Annotated in this window: 18 protein-coding genes; 6 read left to right on the top strand and 12 right to left on the bottom strand. The window is 62.8% G+C overall.

Translation table 11 applies throughout. The features are described from left to right. From ACS5Q1_RS09095 to ACS5Q1_RS09050, 10 genes are all read right to left on the bottom strand, one after another. Positions 1-1,191: a dihydrodipicolinate synthase family protein gene (locus tag ACS5Q1_RS09095; RefSeq protein WP_473097846.1), complete on the bottom strand. Its 1,191-nt coding sequence runs from the start codon at positions 1,189-1,191 to the stop codon at positions 1-3. After that, positions 1,178-2,365: a Gfo/Idh/MocA family protein gene (locus tag ACS5Q1_RS09090; RefSeq protein WP_203441647.1), complete on the bottom strand. Its 1,188-nt coding sequence runs from the start codon at positions 2,363-2,365 to the stop codon at positions 1,178-1,180. The genes ACS5Q1_RS09095 and ACS5Q1_RS09090 overlap by 14 nt, the downstream gene beginning before the upstream one ends. A gap of 15 nt (positions 2,366-2,380) precedes the next feature. After that, positions 2,381-3,766, bottom strand: coding sequence for an enolase (locus tag ACS5Q1_RS09085; RefSeq protein WP_473097845.1), 1,386 nt, complete (start codon positions 3,764-3,766; stop codon positions 2,381-2,383). 5 nt (positions 3,767-3,771) lie between these two features. After that, positions 3,772-4,584: an ABC transporter ATP-binding protein gene (locus ACS5Q1_RS09080; RefSeq protein ID WP_473097844.1), complete on the bottom strand. Its 813-nt coding sequence runs from the start codon at positions 4,582-4,584 to the stop codon at positions 3,772-3,774. A gap of 17 nt (positions 4,585-4,601) precedes the next feature. Continuing rightward, positions 4,602-5,609 (bottom strand): ABC transporter substrate-binding protein, encoded by a 1,008-nt coding sequence (locus tag ACS5Q1_RS09075; protein WP_473097843.1) that lies wholly within the window; start codon positions 5,607-5,609, stop codon positions 4,602-4,604. A 38-nt stretch (positions 5,610-5,647) separates the two neighbouring features. Further along, positions 5,648-6,454 (bottom strand): ABC transporter permease, encoded by an 807-nt coding sequence (locus ACS5Q1_RS09070; protein WP_473097842.1) that lies wholly within the window; start codon positions 6,452-6,454, stop codon positions 5,648-5,650. A 120-nt stretch (positions 6,455-6,574) separates the two neighbouring features. Further along, a complete protein-coding gene (locus tag ACS5Q1_RS09065; protein WP_473097841.1) occupies positions 6,575-7,216 on the bottom strand; it encodes a TetR/AcrR family transcriptional regulator in 642 nt (213 codons plus the stop codon). Positions 7,217-7,317: 101 nt separating this feature from the next. Beyond that, the gene (locus ACS5Q1_RS09060) at positions 7,318-8,784 is read right to left on the bottom strand and encodes an FAD-binding oxidoreductase (RefSeq protein WP_473097840.1); all 1,467 of its coding nucleotides are present in this window, start codon (positions 8,782-8,784) and stop codon (positions 7,318-7,320) included. 54 nt (positions 8,785-8,838) lie between these two features. Next, complete coding sequence (locus ACS5Q1_RS09055; protein WP_473097839.1) at positions 8,839-9,777, bottom strand: dihydrodipicolinate synthase family protein; 939 nt, start codon at positions 9,775-9,777, stop codon at positions 8,839-8,841. Between the two features lie 80 nt (positions 9,778-9,857). After that, entirely contained in the window at positions 9,858-10,826 is a 969-nt protein-coding gene (locus ACS5Q1_RS09050) for a Bug family tripartite tricarboxylate transporter substrate binding protein (protein ID WP_473097838.1), read from the bottom strand. Positions 10,827-11,177: 351 nt separating this feature from the next. Here ACS5Q1_RS09050 and ACS5Q1_RS09045 point away from each other — a divergent pair, with 351 nt between their 5' ends. The 3 genes from ACS5Q1_RS09045 (at position 11,178) to ACS5Q1_RS09035 (ending at position 14,908) form a co-directional block, all read left to right on the top strand. Beyond that, entirely contained in the window at positions 11,178-11,960 is a 783-nt protein-coding gene (locus tag ACS5Q1_RS09045; RefSeq protein ID WP_473097837.1) for a FadR/GntR family transcriptional regulator, read from the top strand. Between the two features lie 120 nt (positions 11,961-12,080). Continuing rightward, positions 12,081-13,802 carry an L-arabinonate dehydratase gene (gene araD / locus ACS5Q1_RS09040; protein WP_473097836.1) on the top strand — a complete coding sequence of 574 codons (1,722 nt, stop codon included), beginning with the start codon at positions 12,081-12,083 and terminating at the stop codon, positions 13,800-13,802. 62 nt (positions 13,803-13,864) lie between these two features. Then, a complete protein-coding gene (locus ACS5Q1_RS09035; protein ID WP_473097835.1) occupies positions 13,865-14,908 on the top strand; it encodes an aldose epimerase family protein in 1,044 nt (347 codons plus the stop codon). Positions 14,909-14,945: 37 nt separating this feature from the next. On the opposite strand, the gene ACS5Q1_RS09030 is transcribed toward ACS5Q1_RS09035, so the two are convergent. Both ACS5Q1_RS09030 and ACS5Q1_RS09025 read right to left on the bottom strand, forming a co-directional pair. Next, complete coding sequence (locus ACS5Q1_RS09030; RefSeq protein WP_473097834.1) at positions 14,946-15,866, bottom strand: DMT family transporter; 921 nt, start codon at positions 15,864-15,866, stop codon at positions 14,946-14,948. A 177-nt stretch (positions 15,867-16,043) separates the two neighbouring features. Next, positions 16,044-17,654, bottom strand: coding sequence for a phosphoenolpyruvate carboxykinase (locus ACS5Q1_RS09025; RefSeq protein WP_473097833.1), 1,611 nt, complete (start codon positions 17,652-17,654; stop codon positions 16,044-16,046). A 538-nt stretch (positions 17,655-18,192) separates the two neighbouring features. Here ACS5Q1_RS09025 and ACS5Q1_RS09020 point away from each other — a divergent pair. From ACS5Q1_RS09020 to ACS5Q1_RS09010, 3 genes are all read left to right on the top strand, one after another. Next, complete coding sequence (locus ACS5Q1_RS09020) at positions 18,193-18,891, top strand: response regulator transcription factor (RefSeq protein WP_036354150.1); 699 nt, start codon at positions 18,193-18,195, stop codon at positions 18,889-18,891. 91 nt (positions 18,892-18,982) lie between these two features. Next, a complete protein-coding gene (locus tag ACS5Q1_RS09015) occupies positions 18,983-20,830 on the top strand; it encodes a stimulus-sensing domain-containing protein (RefSeq protein WP_473097832.1) in 1,848 nt (615 codons plus the stop codon). After that, complete coding sequence (locus tag ACS5Q1_RS09010; RefSeq protein WP_473097831.1) at positions 20,827-21,282, top strand: HPr kinase/phosphorylase; 456 nt, start codon at positions 20,827-20,829, stop codon at positions 21,280-21,282. Before ACS5Q1_RS09015 ends, ACS5Q1_RS09010 begins: the two co-directional genes overlap by 4 nt. The last annotated feature ends 74 nt before the right edge of the window (positions 21,283-21,356 follow it).

Here is a 21,356-nt window from a genome sequence, read left to right as displayed (position 1 = left end):
TCAAGCCTCCACCCCATGCGTAGCGAGGACGTGGCGCATGCGCTCCACCGCAAGGTCCGGATCGCGCAGGAGACCGGCCTTGTCCGCGAGGCGGAAGAGTTCGGCGAGATGCAGGGTCGAGCGGGCGCTCTCCTGTCCGCCAACCATGGTGAAGTGGTCCTGATGGCCATTGAGATAGGCCATGAACACCACGCCCGTCTTGTAGAACCGCGTCGGCGCCCGGAAGATGTGGCGCGAGAGCGGCACCGTCGGCGCGAGCACTTCGTGGAACGCGTCGAGATTGCCGGCCGCAAGGCTCACGAGAGCCGACGAGGCTGCCGGTGCAATGGCATCGAAGATGCCGAGCAGCGCATGCGAATAACCCTGGTCGTCGCCCGCGATCAGCTCGGCATAGTTGAAGTCATCGCCTGTATACATCCGCACGCGCTTGTCGAGGCGGCGGCGCATGGCGATCTCCTTGTCCTTGTCGAGGAGGGAGATCTTGACGCCGTCGACCTTGGCCGCATTGCTGTTGATGATCGACACCGCCGTATCCATGGCCGCATCGAGGTCGTTCGTGCCCCAATAGCCGGCAAGCGCCGGATCGAACATGTCGCCGAGCCAGTGGATGATCACCGGCTCCTTAGCCTGCGATAGGATGCGGTCATAGACCTTGACGTAATCGTCGGCGGATTTGGCGACGCGGGCGAGCGCCCGCGAGGCCATGAGGATGATGCGGCCGCCGACGCCCTCGATGGCGGCGAACTGCTCCTCATAGGCGCGGATCACGTCGTCAATGCTGCGCGCGGCTTCGGGGGCCAGATGATCGGTGCCGGCACCGGAGAACACGAGGGCATCGCCCCGTGCCTTGGCGGCGCCGACGGAACGGCGGATCAATTCGAAGGAGGTCGGCCAGTCGAGACCCATGCCGCGCTGCGCGGTGTCCATCGCCTCGGCGACACCGAGACCGAGATCCCAGAGGCGCTCGCGATAAGCGATCGTCTTGTCCCAGTCGATGGCGGCCTGCAGCCACGGATCCGCATCGGCGAGCGGATCGGCCACCACGTGGGCGGCCGAGAACGCGATGCGGTTCATCGGGCCGCTTAACCTATCGGGGAAGGATTTCGGCGCGGAGAGCTTATAGATCTCCAGGCTGCGATCCGCCTGCGGCAGGCGGATCGACAGGGCGCTGAGGGTCTCAGGCCGGTTCATGCTGCTTCTCCTTCGCGACACCCACGTTCAGCGGCGGCACGTCGACCCAGCGGCGCTCGCGCCAGCTCTCGAGCGCGCATTCCACAAGCTGAACACCCTTGGCGCCTTCGACGAGCGTGTATTTGTAGGGCGCATCCTCGACCACGTGGCGAACGAACATCTCCCACTGCGTCTTGAAGCCGTTGTCATAGACCGTATTGTCCGGCACCGGCTGCCAGGTGTCGTAGAAATCGATGGTCTGCTTCTGATCCGGATTCCAGACCGGACGCGGCGTGGCCTGACGCGGCTGGATCACGCAATCAGTGAGGCCAGCAACGGCGGAGCCGTGGGTGCCGTCCACGTGGAACGTGACGAGATCGTCACGATAGACTCGGGTGCACCAGGACATGTTGATGTGGGCGATCACGCCCCCGTCGAGCATGAAGGTGGCGTAAGCCGAATCGTCGGCGGTCGCCTGATAGGTCTTGCCCTTTTCGTCCACGCGCTCGGGGATATGCGTCGAACCGATGCAGGAGACCGAGCGCACCTCGCCGAACAGGTTGTCGAGCACGTAGCGCCAGTGGCAGACCATGTCGAGGATCATGCCGCCGCCATCCTCAGAGCGGTAGTTCCAGGACGGACGCTGCGCCGGCTGGCCCCAATCGCCCTCGAACACCCAATAGCCGAACTCGCCGCGCACGGAGAGCATGCGACCGAAGAAGCCGGAATCGCGCAGCATCTTCAGCTTCTGCAGGCCGGGCAGAAAAAGCTTGTCCTGCACGGTGCCGTTCTTCACGCCCTTTTCGCGGGCAAGCCGCACAATCTTCAGGGCTTCCGGCAGGTTCGTGGAAATCGGCTTCTCGCAATAGATGTGCTTGCCGGCGTTGATCGCCTGCTCGAGCAGCGTCGGACGCATCTGCGTCGTTGCGGCATCGAAGAAGATCTCGTCCTTCGGATCGGCGATGGCGGCATCGAGATCGGTGGTCCAGCGATCAATGCCATAGGTCTTGGCGAGTTCCTGGATCTTGTCCGCATTGCGGCCGACGAGGATCGGATCGAGCTGAACGCGCGACCCGTCCGACAGCGTCACGCCGCCCTGGGCGCGAATGGCCGCGACGGAGCGGATGAGGTGCTGGTTCATGCCCATGCGGCCGGTAATGCCATGCATCACAATGCCTAATCTGCGCTGTGCCATAATGAATATCTCCTATCAAAGATGGTGTTGTGTAAGCGGAACAAGATTGCTCCAGTCGGGCTCGGCACCGCTGGCGAAACCTGGAGCAGACAAGAGCGAAGCGGTCGGGAGCGACCCGCGCTCGAAAGCGAGGCCGATGCGGCCTGCGTGCTTCCGGTAGAGATCGGGATGTGCGGCTACAAAGCGCTCCGCCTCCGCATCCGATGCTGGGCCGAAGCCCTCGACATAATGGTGTCCGTTGCGCTCGGCATGGGTCAGGCCGAGCGTCGCGACGAGGGCCGTGTCCTGCTGGATCCCAAGCCCTGCCTGGCACGTGAGATCCTCTGCGGAGATGAAGAACTGACCCGGCTGCCGCTCATTGAGGCTTGCGACGCGCACGCTGTTCAGGATCGATTTGTAGAAATCTTTGCAGGCCTTCGAGGAGACGCCGCGATAGCCGAGCTCGACCGCACGCGGGAAGGCCTCGTAATCGCCATCTGCCTCATCGATGATGAACGGGATGTCGCCGGCAAGATCGCCCAAAGGCGCCGCGAAGGTTCCCGCCCGGTCGAACGGCTGCTCGATATAGAGAAGATGTTCGCGGAAGGCGCGCAGACCGCCACCGCTCATCTCCTGAAGGAGAACCTGCAGACGCTGCCGGTCGTACTGCTCGTTGGCATCAAGCGTTGCGCGATAATCCGGAACATGTCGCGACAGGAGATCGTGGATTGCCTTCAGGCGCGCGATATCCGCATCGACGTCGCCACCGATCTTGATCTTAAAGAGTTTTAGGTTTGCCAGCCGGATTTCGTCCTCGAGCCCGCCGGCACCGTCGAGAGAATCCAGAAGCCCCACCGTGTGCCGCAGCCGCACCTCACCGACCGGGCGGATATCTGCCAGGAAAGACAAGATGCGCTCCTCGTCGAGATCCGGCGTCAGCCGCGCATCGATTCCGAAGACGTTGCGCCGCAATCCGTCAGCGAAGGTGAGCTTGAGCGCCTTCAGCACGCTGTCGGCAATCGCCTTGTCGACGAGCGCCGGACCGTAGGATGCGACGAGACCGGGCAGGCCATTTTCCGCCGCCCACACCTTCTGCGCCGCGAAGGCGCGTGCGTGATGGCCGAAGGCCGTGTCCCAGTCCTTCGCCTCGGCATAGTTGCGCGCCGCCTCACCGACGCTCGCTTTCAGATCTGCAATCGTATCCTGCGGCGACTTATCCGGATTCTTGTCGAACCATTTCGGCATCATCATCTCGGCGGTGACGCCGGTCGCGGTGCCGGCACCCTCCACCTCGATGACAACCCGCACGAAGGCCTGGGGCGCCTCGTCGACGGTTACGAGTCCGAACCGGAACGGCCGCGCGAAGCGCATGGGCCGCTCGAAGGTCTGGATCTCACGAATGCGAAGCCGAGCGCCTGTCATGGTCTTCAGTCCAGATGGCCGCGGGCATAGAAATGGCCGCGGATCCGTTGCGTGAGATCGACGAAGGTCGGGTGTCCCATGATCTCCAGATTGCGCGGACGCGGTAGCGTCACGTCGTAGATCGCAGCAATCGTACCCGGCCGCTCCGACATGACGACCACGCGGTCCGCCAGGAACACCGCTTCGGGAATCGAATGGGTGATCAGCAGGATCGTCTTGCCGGTTTCGTGGTGGATGCGCTGAAGCTCAAGATTCATACGCTCGCGCGTCATGGCATCGAGCGCTCCAAAGGGCTCGTCCATGAGGACGATCTTCGGATCGTGCACCAGTGCCCGGCAGATGGCGGTGCGCTGCTGCATCCCGCCGGAGAGCTGCCAGGGATATTTGTTCTGGAAATCCTCAAGCCCCGCCATGGAGAGGAGCTTGCGGGCGCGAGCAAGATGCGATTCCCGGTCGAGCTTGCGCACCTCGACCGGCATCATCACGTTGCGCAGAACCGAGCGCCAGGGCAGGAGCACTGGGCTCTGGAACACGATGCCCACGTCATCCGGCGGATCCTGCACGGGAACGCCGCCGATCCGAATCTCGCCATCGGTCGGCGGGATGAGGCCGGCCACCAGCTTCAACAGCGTGGACTTGCCGCATCCCGACGGCCCGACCACAGCAACGAACTCGCCTTCCGTGATGTCGAGATTGATCGGCCGCAGGGACGGAACGTCGCCGCCCCGCGTGCGATAGGTTTTCGCGAGGTTGCGAATCTCGATCATGTTGCGAGGCGCGGACGCCTCGCTTTTCGGGATGACACGAAGATGTGCCATGGCGTGTGCGGACCTGCTCACTGGGTTGCCTTGGGCAGGAAGTCGCGGCTGTAGAACTGCTTCGGGTCGTTCTTCGCCGCCGGATCGAGGCCGCCATATTCGATGAGCAGATTGACCGTCTCGGCCATGTTGGCATCCGAGACATTGAACGGGCGCTGCCCCTTCGTCTCTTCCGTACGGTAGAGCGGGATCGTCAGCTCGAAACCCTCCTGCAGCGTGTCGGGTTTTCCGGCCTTCGGCAGCGCCTTCAGCACGGCCTGCGTCGCCTCGGCCGGAGCCTTCTCCGCACCCTCGATCGCCTTGGTGGTCGCATTCATGAAACGGCGCACGAGATCGGCCTTGTCCTTCAGGGTGTCCTTATGCGCGATGATACCGGACGAGACGAGGTTGACGCCGTAATCCGCGAACATGACCGGCGTAACGTTCTTGCCCGTTGCATCCTTGATCTTCATGCTCTGGTCCATGACGTAGCCGAGAAGCACATCGGCCTGGCCGTTGATGACGGCGTTGAGCTTCGTCTGCGCGTCGCCGGACACGATGCGCATCTCGCTTTCCTTCATGCCCGCCTTCTTCAGGAAGAGCGGCCAGATCTGCGACATGGAATCGCCCGGGGTCGTTGCAACGATCTTGCCACGCAGATCCTCGGCCTTGCGGATATTCTTCTCGGAGAAGCCCATCACCGACATGGGGTTCTTCTGCAGCAGCACGCCGGGAGACATGACAGGAGCGCCCTTCACGGCCGCGCGGATCATGGTAGGAACATCGGCATAGGCGAAGTCCACCGTCTTGGCCGCCACTGCCTGGACCGTTACGGCCGAGCCGCGCCCTTCCTGGATTTCGAGATCGATGCCCTCGGCCGCGTAGAGGCCCTTTTCCTTGCCGTAGAAGAACGGCGCATGCTCGCCGTAGACATACCAGTTGAGCATCAGCACGACCTTGTCCGCGGCCTGAGCCGGCAGCGACACGAAGGGCATGAGAGCGGTGGCTGCAAAGAGGGTAGCTTTCAGGAACGTACGTTTCTTCATGGATTTCCTCCGGTTGATGCTCCGCCCTTATGGTTTGTTTAGGCGGTTGCTGCGAAATCGTGCCGCTGGCTGGCGTGCCACGGCACGGTGAAACGCTCGAGAAGATCGATGAGCCAGAAAAGGATGACGCTGATCAGCGCCAGGATCACGAGGGCCGCGAACATGGTCGGCAGCTCGAAATTGCCGATGGAGCGCTGCAGCACGAAGCCGATGCCGGAATTGGCGCCGACGAATTCGCCGACGACCGCACCGACCACGGCGAGCGTCACGGACACTTTCAGGCCCGCGAAGATCGCCGGCAATGCGTGCGGCAGGCTGACCATGTAGAAGGATTGCAGGCGCGACGCCTTCATGGAGCGCACGAGATCTCGCAGCTCGGGATCAAGCGACTTGAAGCCCTGGACCCCGGCGACCACCACGGGGAAGAAGCCGAGCAGGAAGGCCGAGATCACTTTCGGAGCCATGCCGAAGCCGAACCAGACTACAAAGAGAGGTGCGACCGCGACTTTGGGGATCGACTGCGAGAAGACGAGCAGCGGATAAACGTAGGACTCGACCGTCCGCGATCCGGCAATCAGCATCGCAATCGGGATGCCGAAGAGAGCGGAAAGGATAAACCCGCCGAGCGTGGCCGTCGTGGTGGGAATGGCCTCCCTGAGCAGCATGCCGCCCTCGTTCCAGAAGGCCATCGCCACGTCCTTCGGCGGAGGGATCAGATAGGCCGGGATCGCGAAGATCCGCACGGTGAGATCCCAGAGCACGACCGTCAGAACGAGGAGCCCGAACGGCTTGATCCAGGCGGAATTCAGAAGATTTTGACTGGCGCGCGCGAGCTTCGACGTCATGAAGCGTCTTCCTCAAGAGCGTTTCCAAAGGGTATGTCGGGGCGGCTTCAGCCGCTCTATGTAACTATCTGGTTAATTAGATGCCCGGTTGTCGGACATGTCAAGCGCCGTTTGAAAAATTCAGGCGCGCACGCCCGCCAGGACGAAGTCGACCACGTGGTCGATGCGCTCCTTCATGGCCGGCGCGGAGAGAAGCTCACGTCCGAAGGCCACGGACAGGGTATAGACGTTCGACAAGTAGAAGTAGCAGAGCCCGGCAATCGACACGTAAAGTTGGACCGGGTCGATGCCGGGGCGGATCGTCCCGGCCTTCTCGCCGCGCTTGAGAATGACGCCGATCGTCTCGATCACCGGGGAGTTCATGGTGTGCACGCGCGTGGATTTCTTCAGGTGCTTGGCGCGGTGCTGATTCTCGGCGTTCAGGAGCATCATGAACTCCGGATACCGGACGAAATAATTCCAGGTGAAACGCACGAGCTCTTCCAGCGCCTGCAGGGGAGAAAGCTCCTCCAGGTGCAGCTCCCGTTCCGCGGCACGGATATGGTCGTAGGCGGCCTCGAGGGTCGCGAGGAACAGCGCCTCCTTGCTCCCGTAATAGTAATAGAGCATGCGCTTGTTGGTGCGGGCAGCCTCGGCGATCTGGTCCACACGCGCCCCACCATAGCCATGGCCGGCGAATTCAGCCGTCGCCGCCTCGAGGATCCGCCTTTTCGTCGCTTCGGCGTCTCGAACGGCTTGCTTGCTGATTGCAGGGGCGCTCATGAAGATCCAGATTCTTGCGGCAGGACGGCTGTCCGTCTGCCGTGCAGGGTCAATGTTGTTACCTCAATCGCCGCCAAAACGAAACGGCACCAAGACAGTGCTCAGGCTTTGCGCGCCACTGGCAAGGCGGGTGGCAGATCTCCGTCCAGGGCAACGACCTTTCCAGGGTTGAGAATGTTCTGGGGGTCGAGAGCCCTCTTCAGCGTCTTCATCAGATCGAGCGCGACCGGGTCCTTGTAGCGCGCCAACTCGTCGCGCTTGATGAGACCAACTCCGTGCTCGGCGGAAATCGAGCCGTTCATGGCATGAACGATGTCATGGACGATCCGGTTGAAGCGCTCCCACTGGGCGAGGAAGAGCGGCTTTTCCATATCGACGGGCTGGGTCAGGTTGAAATGGATGTTGCCGTCGCCGAAATGGCCAAAGGCGCAGACGCGGACGCCCGGCAGCACCTCCTCGCAAACCCTGCTCGCCGTGACGATGAAATCTGCGACCTCCGAGACAGGCACCGAAACGTCGTGCTTGATCGATCCGCCCTCGAGCCCCTGCACGTCGGAGAGGCTTTCCCTCAGGTGCCAGAGCGCCGCGTTCTGGGTTTCGCTCGCAGCGATGGTTGCGTCTTCGATGGTGCCGCTCTCGAAAGCGCTTTCGAGAGCCTTCTCCAAAAGCTCGCGCAGGTCGAGTGCGGGATCGGGAGACGAAACTTCAATCAGGGCATAGGCGGCGTGATCACCACTCAGCGGGCGAACGGCGCCGGGGGCATGCTTGAGCACGATCTCCAGGGCGAAGCGCGGCATGAACTCGAAGGCTGTGAGCTCGTCTCCCATGGTCTGGCGCAGGCTTTCGAAGAGGTTGAGCGCCGCATGGGGCGAAGCACAGCCGACGAAAGCCACGACCTGTGTCTTGGGTCGAGGGAAAAGCTTCAGCACGGCCGCGGTGATGATGCCGAGCGTTCCTTCCGAACCGATGAACAGGTTCTTCAGGTCGTAGCCGGTGTTGTCCTTGCGCAGGCCCTTGAGGCCGTTCCAGATCCGCCCGTCGGCAAGAACCACTTCGAGCCCGAGCACGAGATCGCGGGTATTGCCGTAGCGGAGCACATTCACGCCGCCGGCATTGGTCGCAATATTGCCGCCGATCCGGCACGAACCTTCCGAGGCAAGCGATAGCGGGAAGATGCAATCCACCTTTCTTGCCGCATCCTGAACCGCTTTCAGGATGCAGCCGGCCTCGGCCGTGATGGTGGCGTTGAAGGCATTGACCTCGCGGATGCGGTCGAGTCTGGCGAGCGACAGCACGATGCCCCTGTGCGGCACCCCTCCCCCGACGAGCCCCGTATTGCCACCCTGCGGCACCACGGCGACATTCGCCCTCGCGCATTCCCGAACGACGAAGGCCACCTCCTCGGTACTGCCGGGACGAACCACGGCCAGCGCAGTGCCGCGGTAAAGCTTCCGCTCCTCGACGAGATAGCCCTCCATTTCGGCGGAATCGACGATGACGTGCTTGTCTCCCAGGCGCGCAGCAAGCACGCCCAGGAGTTCAGAGTGGGATTCAGGCTGAGAGGTCACGGACGCCCTGCATGCTGCCGGCGCGGAGCCGGCGGATCGACAATGCCGATCACATTACGCAGCAGCGGCCTGCTGTCGAGCGGTCATTTCGGCGGCCAGGAGTGCCTTGGCGGCGTCCTTGATCTCGCCGTGGATCGCAGGATCGGCCTCGGTGAGGAGCGGCAGGATCGGTCCCATATCGGCCACGCCGGACAGCGAGACCGCCGTGTGGAGAACGCGGATTGCGTTGTGGCGCTCGCGGATGGCTTCGAGCGGCAGGAAGACCTGGAGGAGACGCTTGGCCTCTGCCTCGTCGCCGCGCTTCAATGCATGCAGGTAGGACATCGACAGATGCGGCGCGATGCAGACGCAGCCTGCGGTGAAGCCGGCGAGCTTGAAGTGCGTAAGATGCGGGAAGGCCGGCGGCTCGCCGAAGCCGCTGACGATGCGCTCCGCACCGACCGCATCGATCAGCTCCTGCAGATAGGCATCCTGCGTCAGGTCATTGCGCGGAACGGCATATTTGATGCCCAAGACAGCGCCCTGCTGCACGAGCTTCGCCATCGCCTTGGCGGGCACATACTGATCTGTCTTGATGTAGACGATCAGCGGCACGCCGGAGCGCTCGACGAAATCCTGCAATCCGCGCACCACGCCGTCCGGCGTCTGCGGCGCGATCATCGGCAGCGCCATGGCAACCGGATAGCGGCGCGACTTCAGGATCGCAGCCTCGTCGACGAGCTTGCCCCAGTCAGGCCCGACCGAGGGGATCAGCCAGGTGTTGTCGGCAACGGATTCCTCGAGGCTGTCGAGCCAGTCGGCGAAGCGCGACACGGGCCAGTTGTGAACATTGGCGTTGCCGCCATAAAGCAGCGTCGAAACTCCGCCGGCTTCGAGATGGCGGATCAGCTTCGCATTGGCCTCCCGGTTGACCTCGAAATTTGGGGTCAGGGCAAAGGGCGGAACCGATAGAACGGAGCGGGCGAGGTCGGAGGTTTCGATTTTTGTCAGCATGATGGATGTGTCTCGCTGTTTGAAGGGCGGTTCCTTGAGGGGCCGAGCCTCGCCCGGCACCGTTGTTAAAAAATCGGGTGTCACTGACCGAGCTGGATGCCGACGGCCTTGACCACCTCGGACCATTTCTGCCGCTCGCCCTGGATGTAATCAGCGAACTGCTTCGGAGTCATCGGCGCAGGAGTCGAGGCCATTTCGGCCGCCTTCTTCTGCACCTCGGGCTTTTCGAGAATGACCTTCACGTCGGCCGCGATGGTGTCGACAATCGGCTGCGGCGTGCCGGCCGGCGCCCACAGCCCATTCCACGAAGTCGCATCGAATCCTGTCAGCGTCTCGGCCACGGCCGGAATCTCCGGTGCCTGCGGGCTGCGCTCGGGACTGGTCACGGCAAGCGCCCGCATGGTGCCGGCCTGCGCCTGAGGCCAGGCGATGGTCATGTTGTCGAAGGCGAGATCGATATGCCCGCCGATCAGGCCGTTGACGATGTCCTGCGAACTGCGGAAGGGCACATGGGTCATCTTCGCGCCGGTCTTGAGCTGGAACAGCTCGGCCGCGAGATGCTGCGACGTTCCCGCGCCGGACGAGCCGTAGTTCAGCTTGCCCGGATTCTGTTTCGCGTATTCGACGAATTCCGCGAAGGTCTTCGCCGGGATCTTCGGGTTCACGACCAGGAGATTCGGAAGCTTGGCCAAGCCTGTGATCGGGATGAAGTCCTTCTCGGCGTCATGAGGGAGGTTCTTGTAGAGATACGGGTTGATAGCATGCGTGCTGACCGTACCGACAAGAAGCGTATGCCCGTCGGGCGCAGCCTTCGCGACCGCCGTCGTGCCGATATTGCCGCCGGCCCCCGGGCGGTTCTCGATGACGAACGGCTTGCCGTACTTGGCCTGAAGCTGTTCGGCGACGATGCGGGCGAACAGATCGGTCGTTCCGCCGGCGCCGAAGGGCACGATGATCGTCACCTGCTTCTGCGGCCAGGCCGGGCTTTGCGCCTGCGCGGCGCCGAGCCCAAGGAGCGAGAGGCCGACCGCCGCGAGAAACTTCCTCATATGTTCTCTCCCTAATTCCATTTTGTTGAGTTTCGGCGCTGGAATTGCGGCATATCTTGTATGGCAACATACAAATTTTGACAAGCCGGCTCGGTTGTGGCCATACTCGGGTCACGCAGAGCACCTTTCCACCAGAGGATGTGCCTGCAACGGTATTTTCTTTTGACTTGGGAGATGCCAGCAAGTAGTGAGACATACGACAAGTTGGCCTGCCGGATCGGGCAAATCACCTGTGAGGCCGGCCACTGCTCCGGACCCTGGCGCAGGCTTGGCGGATTGCTTCCGAACGATCGGAAGCAGCATCAAACACCTTCAGTCTCCAGCGCCTTGCAAGAGGCACGCAACGGTTCCATGAACGAAAGCTCTTTCCTCTCCGGCCTGTCCCTCAACACCGTCGCTCGCAAGCGCAATCTCGTGAGCGATCTGGCGGAAGCGATCTCGCGCGAGATCGCCGAAGGGCGGCTGCAGGCAGGAGACCGTCTGCCCACCGAGGCGGAGCTCGCTTCGGCCGCTGGCGTCAGCCGGACCGTGGTGCGCGAGGCCGTGGCGGCGCTGAAAGCCGCCAAGCTCGTTCAGACCCGCCAGGGCGCCGGCGCCTTCGTGCTGCCACCTCCGCCGAAATCCGATTTCTTCGCTTCCCTCAGCAGCGGCGAGGTCGACGATATCCTGGCCATGCTGGAACTGCGCCTGGCGGTGGAAGTGGAAGCTGCTTCGCTTGCCGCGGTGCGCCGAACGGACGAGGAAATGGCCGCGCTCGACCGGGCTCTCGAGAATATTACCAAGGGCGAGGATTACGGTATCGCGGCGGATCTCGAATTCCACCGTATTCTCGCGGGCGCGACCAAGAACCCTTATTTCGCCCGCTTCCTGGATTTCCTTGGAGAGTTCGCCGTGCCGCGCCGCGCCGGCCCCTTGAGCCCGATGGGTGACGATCAGCGTGACTATCTCGGCGTGATCGAGCGCGAACACCGGGCCATCCGGGATGCCATTGCGATGGGTGACTCGAACCTCGCCGCCGCCATGATGCGCGCACATCTCGCCAACAGCCGCAACCGCTACTCGGCCCGGATTCTGAAGGCCTCTGCCAAGCCTGTCCCAAGGACCGTCAAAGCCCGCGCCGCCGCCAAGGCTTAAGCCAGAACAAGTCATTCAAAGGGCTGCCGCACTTGACAGTCAGCCCCAAAACGGCGACGAATTTTGCAAGTTGTATGATATATGGTCTTTGTGCCGTAAGGCGTGGGGAGTGAAACAAGAATGTCCAAGCGATCGCCCGAGCAGTTGAGAAGCCACCGCTGGTTTGGCGTCACCGATCTGCGCTCCTTTGGGCATCGGTCCCGCACGCTCCAGATGGGCTATGCGCGTGAAGACTTCATGGGCAAGCCGGTCATCGCGATCATCAACACCTGGAGCGACATCAATCCGTGCCACTCCCATTTCCGTGTGCGCGTCGAGGACGTGAAGCGCGGCGTGTGGCAGGCGGGCGGCTTCCCGATCGAATTGCCAGCGATGTCCCTGTCAGAGAACTTCGTCAAGCCGACCACCATGCTTTATCGCAACCTCCTCGCGCTGGAAGTGGAGGAACTGCTGCGCTCGCACCCGGTCGACGGCGCGGTGCTCATGGGCGGATGTGATAAGACGACGCCTGCGACAGTGATGGGCGCGATCAGCATGAACCTGCCGATGATCTTCATGCCCGCGGGCCCGATGATCCGCGGCCACCATGCCGGCACGATCCTGGGTTCCGGCTCCGACATCTGGAAGTACTGGGCCGAGAAGGAAGCCGGCACCATCACGAACCAGCAGTGGAACGACATGGAAGCCGGCATCGCGCGCTCGCCCGGCACCTGCATGACCATGGGCACCGCCTCCACCATGACGTCCATCGTCGAGGCGCTGGGCTTAAGCCTTCCCGGCGCTGCCTCCATTCCGGCGGTCGATGCTGCGCATCCGCGCATGGCGAGCCTCACCGGCCGGAAGATCGTCGAGATGGTATGGGACGATCTGAAACCCAGCGACATTCTCACGCGCCGCTCGTTCGAGAACGCGCTAATGGTTCACAACGCGCTTGCCGGCTCGACGAACGCGATGATCCATCTCGTGGCGATGGCAGGCCGCGCAGGCGTCGAGGTTTCACTGCAGGATTTCGACGATTTCGCCCAGAGGGTGCCGGTGATCGCCAATCTTCGTCCGTCGGGCGAATGGCTGATGGAGGATTTCCACATCGCCGGCGGCATCCGCGGTCTTCTTTCCCGTCTCGCGCCGCTGCTCCATCTCGACGAGCGCACCGTGACCGGAACTCTGCGCGACGCGCTCGAAGGCGCGGCGGTCTACAACGACGACGTCATCCGCCCGCTCGACAAGCCGATCGCTGCCTCCGGCGGCACGGCCATCCTGCGTGGCAACCTGGCGCCGAAAGGTTGCGTGATCAAGCCACCGGCAGCGGAGCCACGACTGCTGCAGCATACGGGTCCGGCCATCGTCTTCGACACCTATGACGAGATGACGAAAGCGGTGAACGATCTCGATCTCGACGTCACGCCCGACCATATCATGGTTTTGCGCAATGCCGGCCCCATCGGCGGGCCGGGCATGCCGGAATGGGGCATGTTGCCGATCCCGAAGAAGCTGCTGAAACAGGGCGTGCGCGACATGCTGCGCATCTCCGATGCGCGCATGAGCGGCACCAGCTACGGCGCCTGCATCCTGCACGTCTCGCCGGAGGCACATATCGGCGGTCCGCTCGCGGCCGTGCGCACGGGCGACCTGATTACGGTCGACGTGCCGAACCGCTCGATCCATCTTCATGTCAGCGACGAGCAGATCAAGGACCGCCTGCGCACTTGGTCGCCGCCGCCACGCGATTATCCGCGCGGCTACAACAAGCTCTTCGCCCAGCACATTCGTCAGGCCGACGAAGGCTGCGATTTCGACTTCCTCGAAGGATCCGGCGGCGTGCCGGAGCCCGAAATTCACTGATTCTCCCCAACTGCTGACAGCACTGCCCTATGGCGGTGCTGTCAGCATTTTTGTGTCTGCTCATGAGCATCAAGAGAACCGCCTTCGGCACCATCGACGACCAAGAGGTCGAAGCTTTCGAGATTGAATCCGGCGCTCTTCGCGCGACGATCATCACCTATGCGGCCGCCTTGAGCCGGCTGTTCGTTCCCGATGGCGACGGGCGGCAGGACGACATCGTCTTAGGCTACGACGATCCGGTCTCCTATGTTCAGAACCGCGGCTCGGCCGGCGCGATCTGCGGCCGTTATGCCAACCGCATCGCCGATGCACAATTCACACTGGACGGGCAGATCTATTCCCTCTCGGCCAACGAGCAGCCCAACCACATTCACGGCGGCTTTGGCGGTTTTAGCAAAAGGATCTGGACCGGCGAGTCCGATACGGCGAACAACGCCATTCGGCTGACTTTGCACAGGCCTGACGGCGATGAGGGCTATCCAGGCGCCGTCACCGCTTCCGTGACCTACAGGCTGACGGATGATCCGGCACTCGAGATCGTCATGGAGGCAACGACGGATCGTCCGACCGTGATGAACATGGCCTATCACGGCTACTGGAACCTCGCCGGTCACGATTCGGGCCATATCCGCGATCAGCATCTCCTGATCGACGCTGATCGTTACACCCCGGTCGGGCCCGGCAAGATCCCGACGGGCGAATTAGCGTCGGTCGCCGGCACGGCCTTCGACTTCAGATCGTCACGGCCCATCGGCACCATGATCGACGATACCACCCAGCTTCCCGAAGCCGGGTATGATCACAATTTCTGTCTAAACGACAATAGACAATCTCTGCACCGCGCAGCGCGGGCAGTCGATCCTGTCTCACGCAGAGGTCTGGAGATCTGGACCAATCAGCCGGGCGTTCAGTTCTACACGGCCAATCATTTCGGCAAGGCCTCCACCATCGGCAAGGGCGGCGCCGTTTACGAGAAACATGCCGGGTTCGCGCTCGAAACGCAGAATTTTCCGAACGCGCCGAACATCCCGCACTTCCCCTTAGCGGTGCTGCGCCCTGGCGAGACTTACCGCCACATCATGCGCATTCCGTTTTTCATCGCTTGAGGCGAGACAGCTTCGCTCGTCGTGGACACGAAATATGTCACCCGAGCTTGTCTCCTTCAATGCATTTCACGTGCACGGAAGGCTCGGATCTTCTGACTGTCGCGAGCGAATTGTCGAACCGGCGTTGGTGGTTGAGCAGGTACAGAACCGATCCGATCACCACGACGGCCCCGGCAAGGACATGCAGCTTCGGCTCGTCGCCGAACACGAAGAACCCCACAGGGATCGCCCAGACGAGCTTGGTGTATTGCATGGGAGCGACGCTGGATACCGGAGCCAGGCGCAGGGACTCGATCATGAGGAACTGCGCCGACACCATCACGAGACCCGCGACGATGACCAGGCCGACATCGCTCCATGCGGGAGCATGGCTGAGGAACACGCCGGGCAGACTCGCAGTCAGCAGTCCTGCCATGACCGCCGCGACCATGATGGCGCGGTTTTCCTGCGAGCCGATCGTGCGCATGATCAGGATGACGCCGGCACCCACGAAGACGTTCATGAAGGCTGCCAGGTGTCCGAGGGACAAGGCGGCATATCCCGGCTGCACCATGATCAGGATGCCGGAGAAGCCGACGAGGATGGCGATCCAGCGCGCCGGCCCCGTGCGCTCGCCGAGCAACCACGCGGCAGCAACCGTGACGACGAGCGGCGAGCCGAAGGTGATGGCGTAGACGTCGGCAAGCGGCAGGAGCGAGAAAGCATAGAAGCCGGACACCGTGCCGATTCCGGCGAGAAAGCCGCGGCCGATCAGCATCTTCGGATTGCGGATGGTCGAGAGTCTGTAGGCCTTGTCGCGCCAGATGACGATACCCACCACGATACAGGCGACGCTCGCCTGCATGGCGATGATCTGGAAGATGGGATAGCGCAGAGAGAGGAGTTTCACCAAGGTGTCGCTGGTCGCGAATAGCCCGTTTGCGGCGATCGCAAAGAGGACACCTGTCAATCGGGTCACGGGCGTATCCCACCTGGCTCATGAGGCTGCAGCCCCATCTTAGTTGCCGGTCATCATACATTCTTTTCCAAGAGTCGGAATTCCCGCAGCGCATGGGTGGGAAGCGTTCCGGTGGGAGAAACAAACGAAAAAGGCGGCCCGAAGGCCGCCTTCCGTTAGGGCAAGATCGACTCGAACTTAAGCCGCGATCGAGGTCTGCGGCGCAGCCGAGCGCACGTCCGAATCCACATGGCCCTCGAAGCGCTTGAAGTTCTCGTTGAACATGTCGATCAGGCGCTTGGCCGTCTCGGCGAACTCCGCCTTGTTCTGCCAGGTCTTGACCGGATACAGGATATGCGGCTCGACGCCGGGCACCGAGGTCGGCACCGCGAAGCCGAAATAAGGATCGCGGCGGAAATCGGCGCGGGAGAGCGAGCCGTCCAGAGCCGCCGTCAGCAGGCGGCGGGTGACGCGGATCGGCATGCGACGGCCCACACCGTATTTGCCGCCGGTCCAGCCGGTGTTGACGAGCCAGCAATCCACCGAGTGCTTGGCGATGAGATCGCGCAGCAGATTGCCGTATTCGGACGGATGACGCGGCATGAAGGGCGCGCCGAAGCAGGTCGAGAAGGTGGCCTCCGGATCCTTCACGCCCTTTTCCGTGCCCGCCACCTTCGCGGTGTAGCCGGAGAGGAAGTGATACATGGCCTCGGCCGGCGTCAGCTTCGCGATCGGGGGCAGCACACCGAAGGCATCGCAGGTCAGCATCACGATGTTCTTCGGGATGCCCGCGCGGCCGGTGGCGCTCGCATTGGGAATGAAGTCGAGCGGATAAGCGCAGCGCGTGTTCTCCGTCTTCGACGCGTCGTCGAAATCGGGAAGGCGCGTGACCGGATCGATGGTCACGTTCTCCAGCACCGTGCCGAAGCGCTCGGTGGTGGCAAAGATCTCGGGCTCCGCCTCGCGGGACAGGCGGATGGTCTTGGCGTAGCAGCCGCCCTCGAAGTTGAACACGCCGTTCGGACCCCAGCCATGCTCGTCGTCGCCGAGCAGGACGCGGCTCGGATCGGCGGAGAGCGTCGTCTTGCCGGTGCCGGACAGGCCGAAGAACACGGCCACGTCGCCCCTGTCGCCCACATTGGCCGAGCAATGCATGGGCATGACCTTCTGGGCGGGCAGGACATAGTTGAGATAGGTGAAGACCGACTTCTTCATCTCGCCCGCATAGGACGTGCCGCCGATCAGCACGATCTTGCGCTTGAAGTCGCAGGCGATGACCGTCTCCGTGCGGCAGCCGTGGCGGGCCGGATCGGCCTTGAAGGATGGCAGGTCGATGATGGTCAGCCCCGGCGCGTAATCGGCAAGCTCGCCCCGGTCAGGACGGATCAACAGGTTGCGGATGAAGAGCGAGTGCCAGGCATATTCCGTGAACACGCGGGCCTTGACCCGATAAGCCGAATCGGCACCGCCATGGAGGTCCTGCGCGAACAGCTCCTTGCCTTCGGCATGGGCCAGGAAGTCCTGCAGCAGGGTGTCGAAATGACCGGGCGTGATGGCGCCGTTATTGTCCCACCACACGGTGTTTTCGGTGGTCTCGTCGCGCACCACGAACTTGTCCTTGGGTGAACGACCCGTGTGGACGCCAGTGTCGGCCAGGAGCGCACCGCCCTGGACGAGCTTGGTCTCGCCCCGGGTCAGGGACTGCTCGTAGAGCGCGGGCGCCTCAAGATTCCAATAGACCCGTTTGAGATTGCGGAGGCCGGAGGCCTCTGCGCCCTGTGCGCTGTTGAAGACGCCGATATTTTCCACGGAAGACTTCTCCTGATTGGCGGCCACCGCGCAGCCGGATGAGCTGCCGTCCGCTGGCCGTCACATGGGTAGGGTCAAACAATCCTGGCAAAATTTTGCCGTCTCGCTTGAACACGGGAACCTTCTTTAGGTCAGCTGACGGTGTCGTCAACTGAGGTCGTTTCATCGCATTCTATTTTTTCGAGAGCCAGACCTCCATCGGCTCCAATCCCTAGAATTTTAAGGTATTTTCGGAATTCTTTCGTATGATTGACGAGCCATTTTCGCCGGAAGTCCGCCCCTCCTCGCTTCAGAGCCATCGGCCGAAGGGCCGGTCGCGGGGGGCGAAGGCATTCTGTCCGAACCGTAATGGAGCGTTCATCCGCAGTTGAACCCGCCGCCCTTAGACACCACTATCAGGCCTGCCCCTGGTCGCGGCCTGGGGGAAAACCATATTTATGCCACGAGAAAGGCGCAGTTGGGGACATTTTAGGGCCCTCTGCGTTGTCAGACGAGTCAAAACGCTGACAATCGTCCGTGCCAAGCTAAGGAAGAGTTCATGCCAACGATCGCCCTTGTCGATGACGATCGCAACATCCTGACCTCTGTTTCCATCGCCCTCGAAGCGGAGGGCTACCGCATCCAGACCTATACGGACGGGGCCTCGGCCCTGGACGGGCTCAAGCATGCTCCGCCGGATCTGGCGATCTTCGACATCAAGATGCCGCGCATGGACGGCATGGAGCTCCTACGCCGCCTGCGCCAGAAATCGGACCTGCCGGTGATCTTCCTGACCTCCAAGGACGAGGAGATCGACGAGCTGTTCGGTCTCAAGATGGGCGCCGACGACTTCATCCGGAAGCCCTTCTCCCAGCGTCTCCTCGTCGAGCGCGTGAAGGCCGTTCTGCGCCGCTTCGCGCCCAAAGACCAGAGCGCCCCCAAGGAAGCCGATCCGAAGGCCCTGGAGCGCGGCCAGCTCAAGATGGACCCGGAGCGCCATGCCTGCACCTGGAAGGGCGAGCCGGTGACCCTCACCGTGACGGAATTCCTGATCCTGCAGGCGCTTGCCACGCGCCCGGGGGTGGTGAAAAGCCGCAACGCCCTGATGGATGCGGCCTATGACGACCAGGTCTATGTGGACGACCGCACCATCGACAGCCACATCAAGCGCCTGCGCAAGAAGTTCAAGTCGGTTGACCAGAGTTTCGAAATGATCGAGACCCTCTACGGCGTGGGCTATCGTTTCAAGGAAGCCTGACGCTTTGGTGGCACAAGCAACCTGGCAAGCAACCTGGAAAGACGGCCATGGTTCGGTGGAAGGGAAACCGGACTATGTTTGAACGAGTGGCATGAAGGCTGACCCCATCCACGCCGAGGCGGCGTTCGACGATCCGCCCGCACCGCAGGGCGCCCTGGCACGGCTGAAGCATTTCGGCCGCATGATCGTGCAGCGCGGCTCGTCGAGCCTGACGCGCCGGATCGTCGTGCTCAACCTCGCAGGGCTCGTGGTCCTGCTCGTCGGCTTTCTCTATCTCAACCAATTCCGCGAAGGCCTGATCGAGGCCCGGGTGCAGAGCCTTCTCACCCAGGGCGAGATCATCGCGGGCGCGATCGCCAGTTCCGCGACGGTCGAGACCAATACCATCACGATCGATCCGGACCAGCTCCTGCAGATGCAGGCGGGCGAGACGGAGCGGTTTGCCGACGAATCCTTTTCGTCGCTTGAGTTCTCCATCAATCCCGAGCGCGTCGCCCCCCTGCTGCGCCGGCTGGTGACGCCGACCAAGACCCGCGCCCGCATCTTCGATCGGGAAGGCTTGCTGCTTCTCGATTCCCGGTCGTTCTATTCCCGCGGCGACATCCTGCGCATGGACCTGCCGCCGGTCGCCAATGTCGAGAACACGACGAGCTTCATCGAGCGCACCTGGAACAGCTTCCGCAAGATGTTCCGGCGCACCGTACGCCCGGTGCAGGAAGAGGTGGGGCCCGCCAACGGCAAGTCCCTGCCGGAAGTACAGCAGGCTTTTGCCGGCCAGCAATCGAGCGTGGTGCGCGTCAACAACCGGGGCGAGACCATCGTCTCCGTGGCCGTGCCGATCCAGCGCTTCCGTACGGTGCAGGGCGCGCTCCTGCTCTCGACCCAGGAAGGCGACATCGACGCCATCATCGCCTCCGAGCGCTTCGCCCTGCTCCAGGTCTTCCTGGTGGCGGCCGCGGTGATGATCGTCCTGTCGCTCTTCCTCGCCGGCGCCATCGCGGGCCCGGTCCGCCGGCTCGCGGAGGCGGCGGAGCGGGTGCGCTGGGGGACCAAGTCGCGCGAGGAAATTCCCGATTTCACAGCCCGTTCCGACGAGATCGGCCATCTGTCGGGCGCCCTGCGCGACATGACCAGGGCGCTCTACAACCGCATCGACGCCATCGAGAGTTTTGCCGCAGACGTGGCACATGAATTGAAGAACCCCCTGACCTCGCTGCGCAGCGCCGTGGAGACGCTGCCGCTCGCCCGCCGCGACGAATCCCGCGAGCGCCTCCTGTCGATCATCCAGCATGACGTGAAGCGCCTCGACCGCCTGATCAGCGACATCTCGGACGCCTCGCGCCTCGATGCGGAGCTCGCCCGCGCCGATGCGGAGCCGGTGGACATGGTGCGTCTTCTCGATGCCGTGGTGTCGGTCGCCAACGAGCGCCGCCAGGAGCACGACCCGCTCATCACGCTCAGCATCGACAGGCAAGCCCAAGGCCGTGACGCCTTCCTGGTCCTCGGCCATGACAGCCGCTTGGGTCAGGTCTTCAACAACCTGATCGACAACGCGCGCTCGTTCTCGCCACCCGACGAGACCGTGAGGGTCTCCATGCGCCGGCGCAAGAACCAGGTCGAGATCCTCGTCGAGGACAGTGGCCCCGGCATCGAGCCCGATGCCCTCGACCGGATCTTCGAGCGCTTCTACACCGACCGGCCCGAGCAGGGCTTCGGCCAGAATTCAGGCCTCGGCCTGTCCATCTCCCGCCAGATCATCGAGGCCCATCGCGGCACGATCCGCGCCGAGAACCGGCTCGGCCCTGCCGACGAGGATGGTGAACCAACCCGGCTCGGCGCCCGCTTCGTCATCCGTCTTCCGGTCGAGGGAGCGAAGGCCAAGAAGGAGCAGGAGAAGAAGGACAGGGCCAAGCGCGAAACAGGGAAGAAAGTGCCTTGAGCGCGCATGAGACCATCCATGCCGGTTGCGTGCTCGTCGGTGAGGCGGGTCTCCTGATCCGGGGTGTTTCGGGATCCGGCAAGTCGACGCTGGCCCGCGAGGTGGTATCGCTCGCTCTCAGGGCGGGCCGTTTCGGAAGGCTGGTCAGTGACGATCGCACCTGCCTTGAGGCGCATCACGGCCGTCTTCTGGCGCGGCCGGTGGAACCTCTCGGAGGCCACATCGAGATCTTCGGTCTCGGCATCGTCCGACAATCCTTCGAAAAAGCTGCCGTCGTTCGCCTGGTGGTCGATCTCTGCGATGATCCTGCCCGCTATCCGGAGGAGCAGGACAAGCATGTCATCCTCTGCGGCGTCATGATCCCTCGCATCCGGGTGCAAGCCGGGGCAATCTCGGCAGATCTCGCCCTGGACAGCCTGAGTGGTGTTTGCGACACGGTAGTGACACTGTGATGAACTTTTCCTCTCAATGCTCTTGCGCTTGGCTTCGCAGTGCACAAAATAGCGGCTCCGCTCTCGGAGCGTTC

The sequence above is a fragment of the Microvirga sp. GN3 genome (genome assembly GCF_055792825.1).
This window is presented reverse-complemented; position numbering and strand designations above follow the sequence as displayed.

What these genes read in the sequence shown, in the direction of transcription:
- ACS5Q1_RS09065 (WP_473097841.1), bottom strand. Translation starts at nt 7,216, where the DNA reads ATGAGCGCCCCTGCAATCAGCAAGCAAGCCGTTCGAGACGCCGAAGCG.
- ACS5Q1_RS09075 (WP_473097843.1), bottom strand. Translation starts at nt 5,609, where the DNA reads ATGAAGAAACGTACGTTCCTGAAAGCTACCCTCTTTGCAGCCACCGCT.
- ACS5Q1_RS09055 (WP_473097839.1), bottom strand. Translation starts at nt 9,777, where the DNA reads ATGCTGACAAAAATCGAAACCTCCGACCTCGCCCGCTCCGTTCTATCG.
- ACS5Q1_RS09095 (WP_473097846.1), bottom strand. Translation starts at nt 1,191, where the DNA reads ATGAACCGGCCTGAGACCCTCAGCGCCCTGTCGATCCGCCTGCCGCAG.
- ACS5Q1_RS09020 (WP_036354150.1), top strand. Translation starts at nt 18,193, where the DNA reads ATGCCAACGATCGCCCTTGTCGATGACGATCGCAACATCCTGACCTCT.
- araD (WP_473097836.1), top strand. Translation starts at nt 12,081, where the DNA reads ATGTCCAAGCGATCGCCCGAGCAGTTGAGAAGCCACCGCTGGTTTGGC.
- ACS5Q1_RS09050 (WP_473097838.1), bottom strand. Translation starts at nt 10,826, where the DNA reads ATGAGGAAGTTTCTCGCGGCGGTCGGCCTCTCGCTCCTTGGGCTCGGC.
- ACS5Q1_RS09080 (WP_473097844.1), bottom strand. Translation starts at nt 4,584, where the DNA reads ATGGCACATCTTCGTGTCATCCCGAAAAGCGAGGCGTCCGCGCCTCGC.
- ACS5Q1_RS09070 (WP_473097842.1), bottom strand. Translation starts at nt 6,454, where the DNA reads ATGACGTCGAAGCTCGCGCGCGCCAGTCAAAATCTTCTGAATTCCGCC.
- ACS5Q1_RS09085 (WP_473097845.1), bottom strand. Translation starts at nt 3,766, where the DNA reads ATGACAGGCGCTCGGCTTCGCATTCGTGAGATCCAGACCTTCGAGCGG.
- ACS5Q1_RS09090 (WP_203441647.1), bottom strand. Translation starts at nt 2,365, where the DNA reads ATGGCACAGCGCAGATTAGGCATTGTGATGCATGGCATTACCGGCCGC.
- ACS5Q1_RS09045 (WP_473097837.1), top strand. Translation starts at nt 11,178, where the DNA reads ATGAACGAAAGCTCTTTCCTCTCCGGCCTGTCCCTCAACACCGTCGCT.
- ACS5Q1_RS09035 (WP_473097835.1), top strand. Translation starts at nt 13,865, where the DNA reads ATGAGCATCAAGAGAACCGCCTTCGGCACCATCGACGACCAAGAGGTC.
- ACS5Q1_RS09015 (WP_473097832.1), top strand. Translation starts at nt 18,983, where the DNA reads ATGAAGGCTGACCCCATCCACGCCGAGGCGGCGTTCGACGATCCGCCC.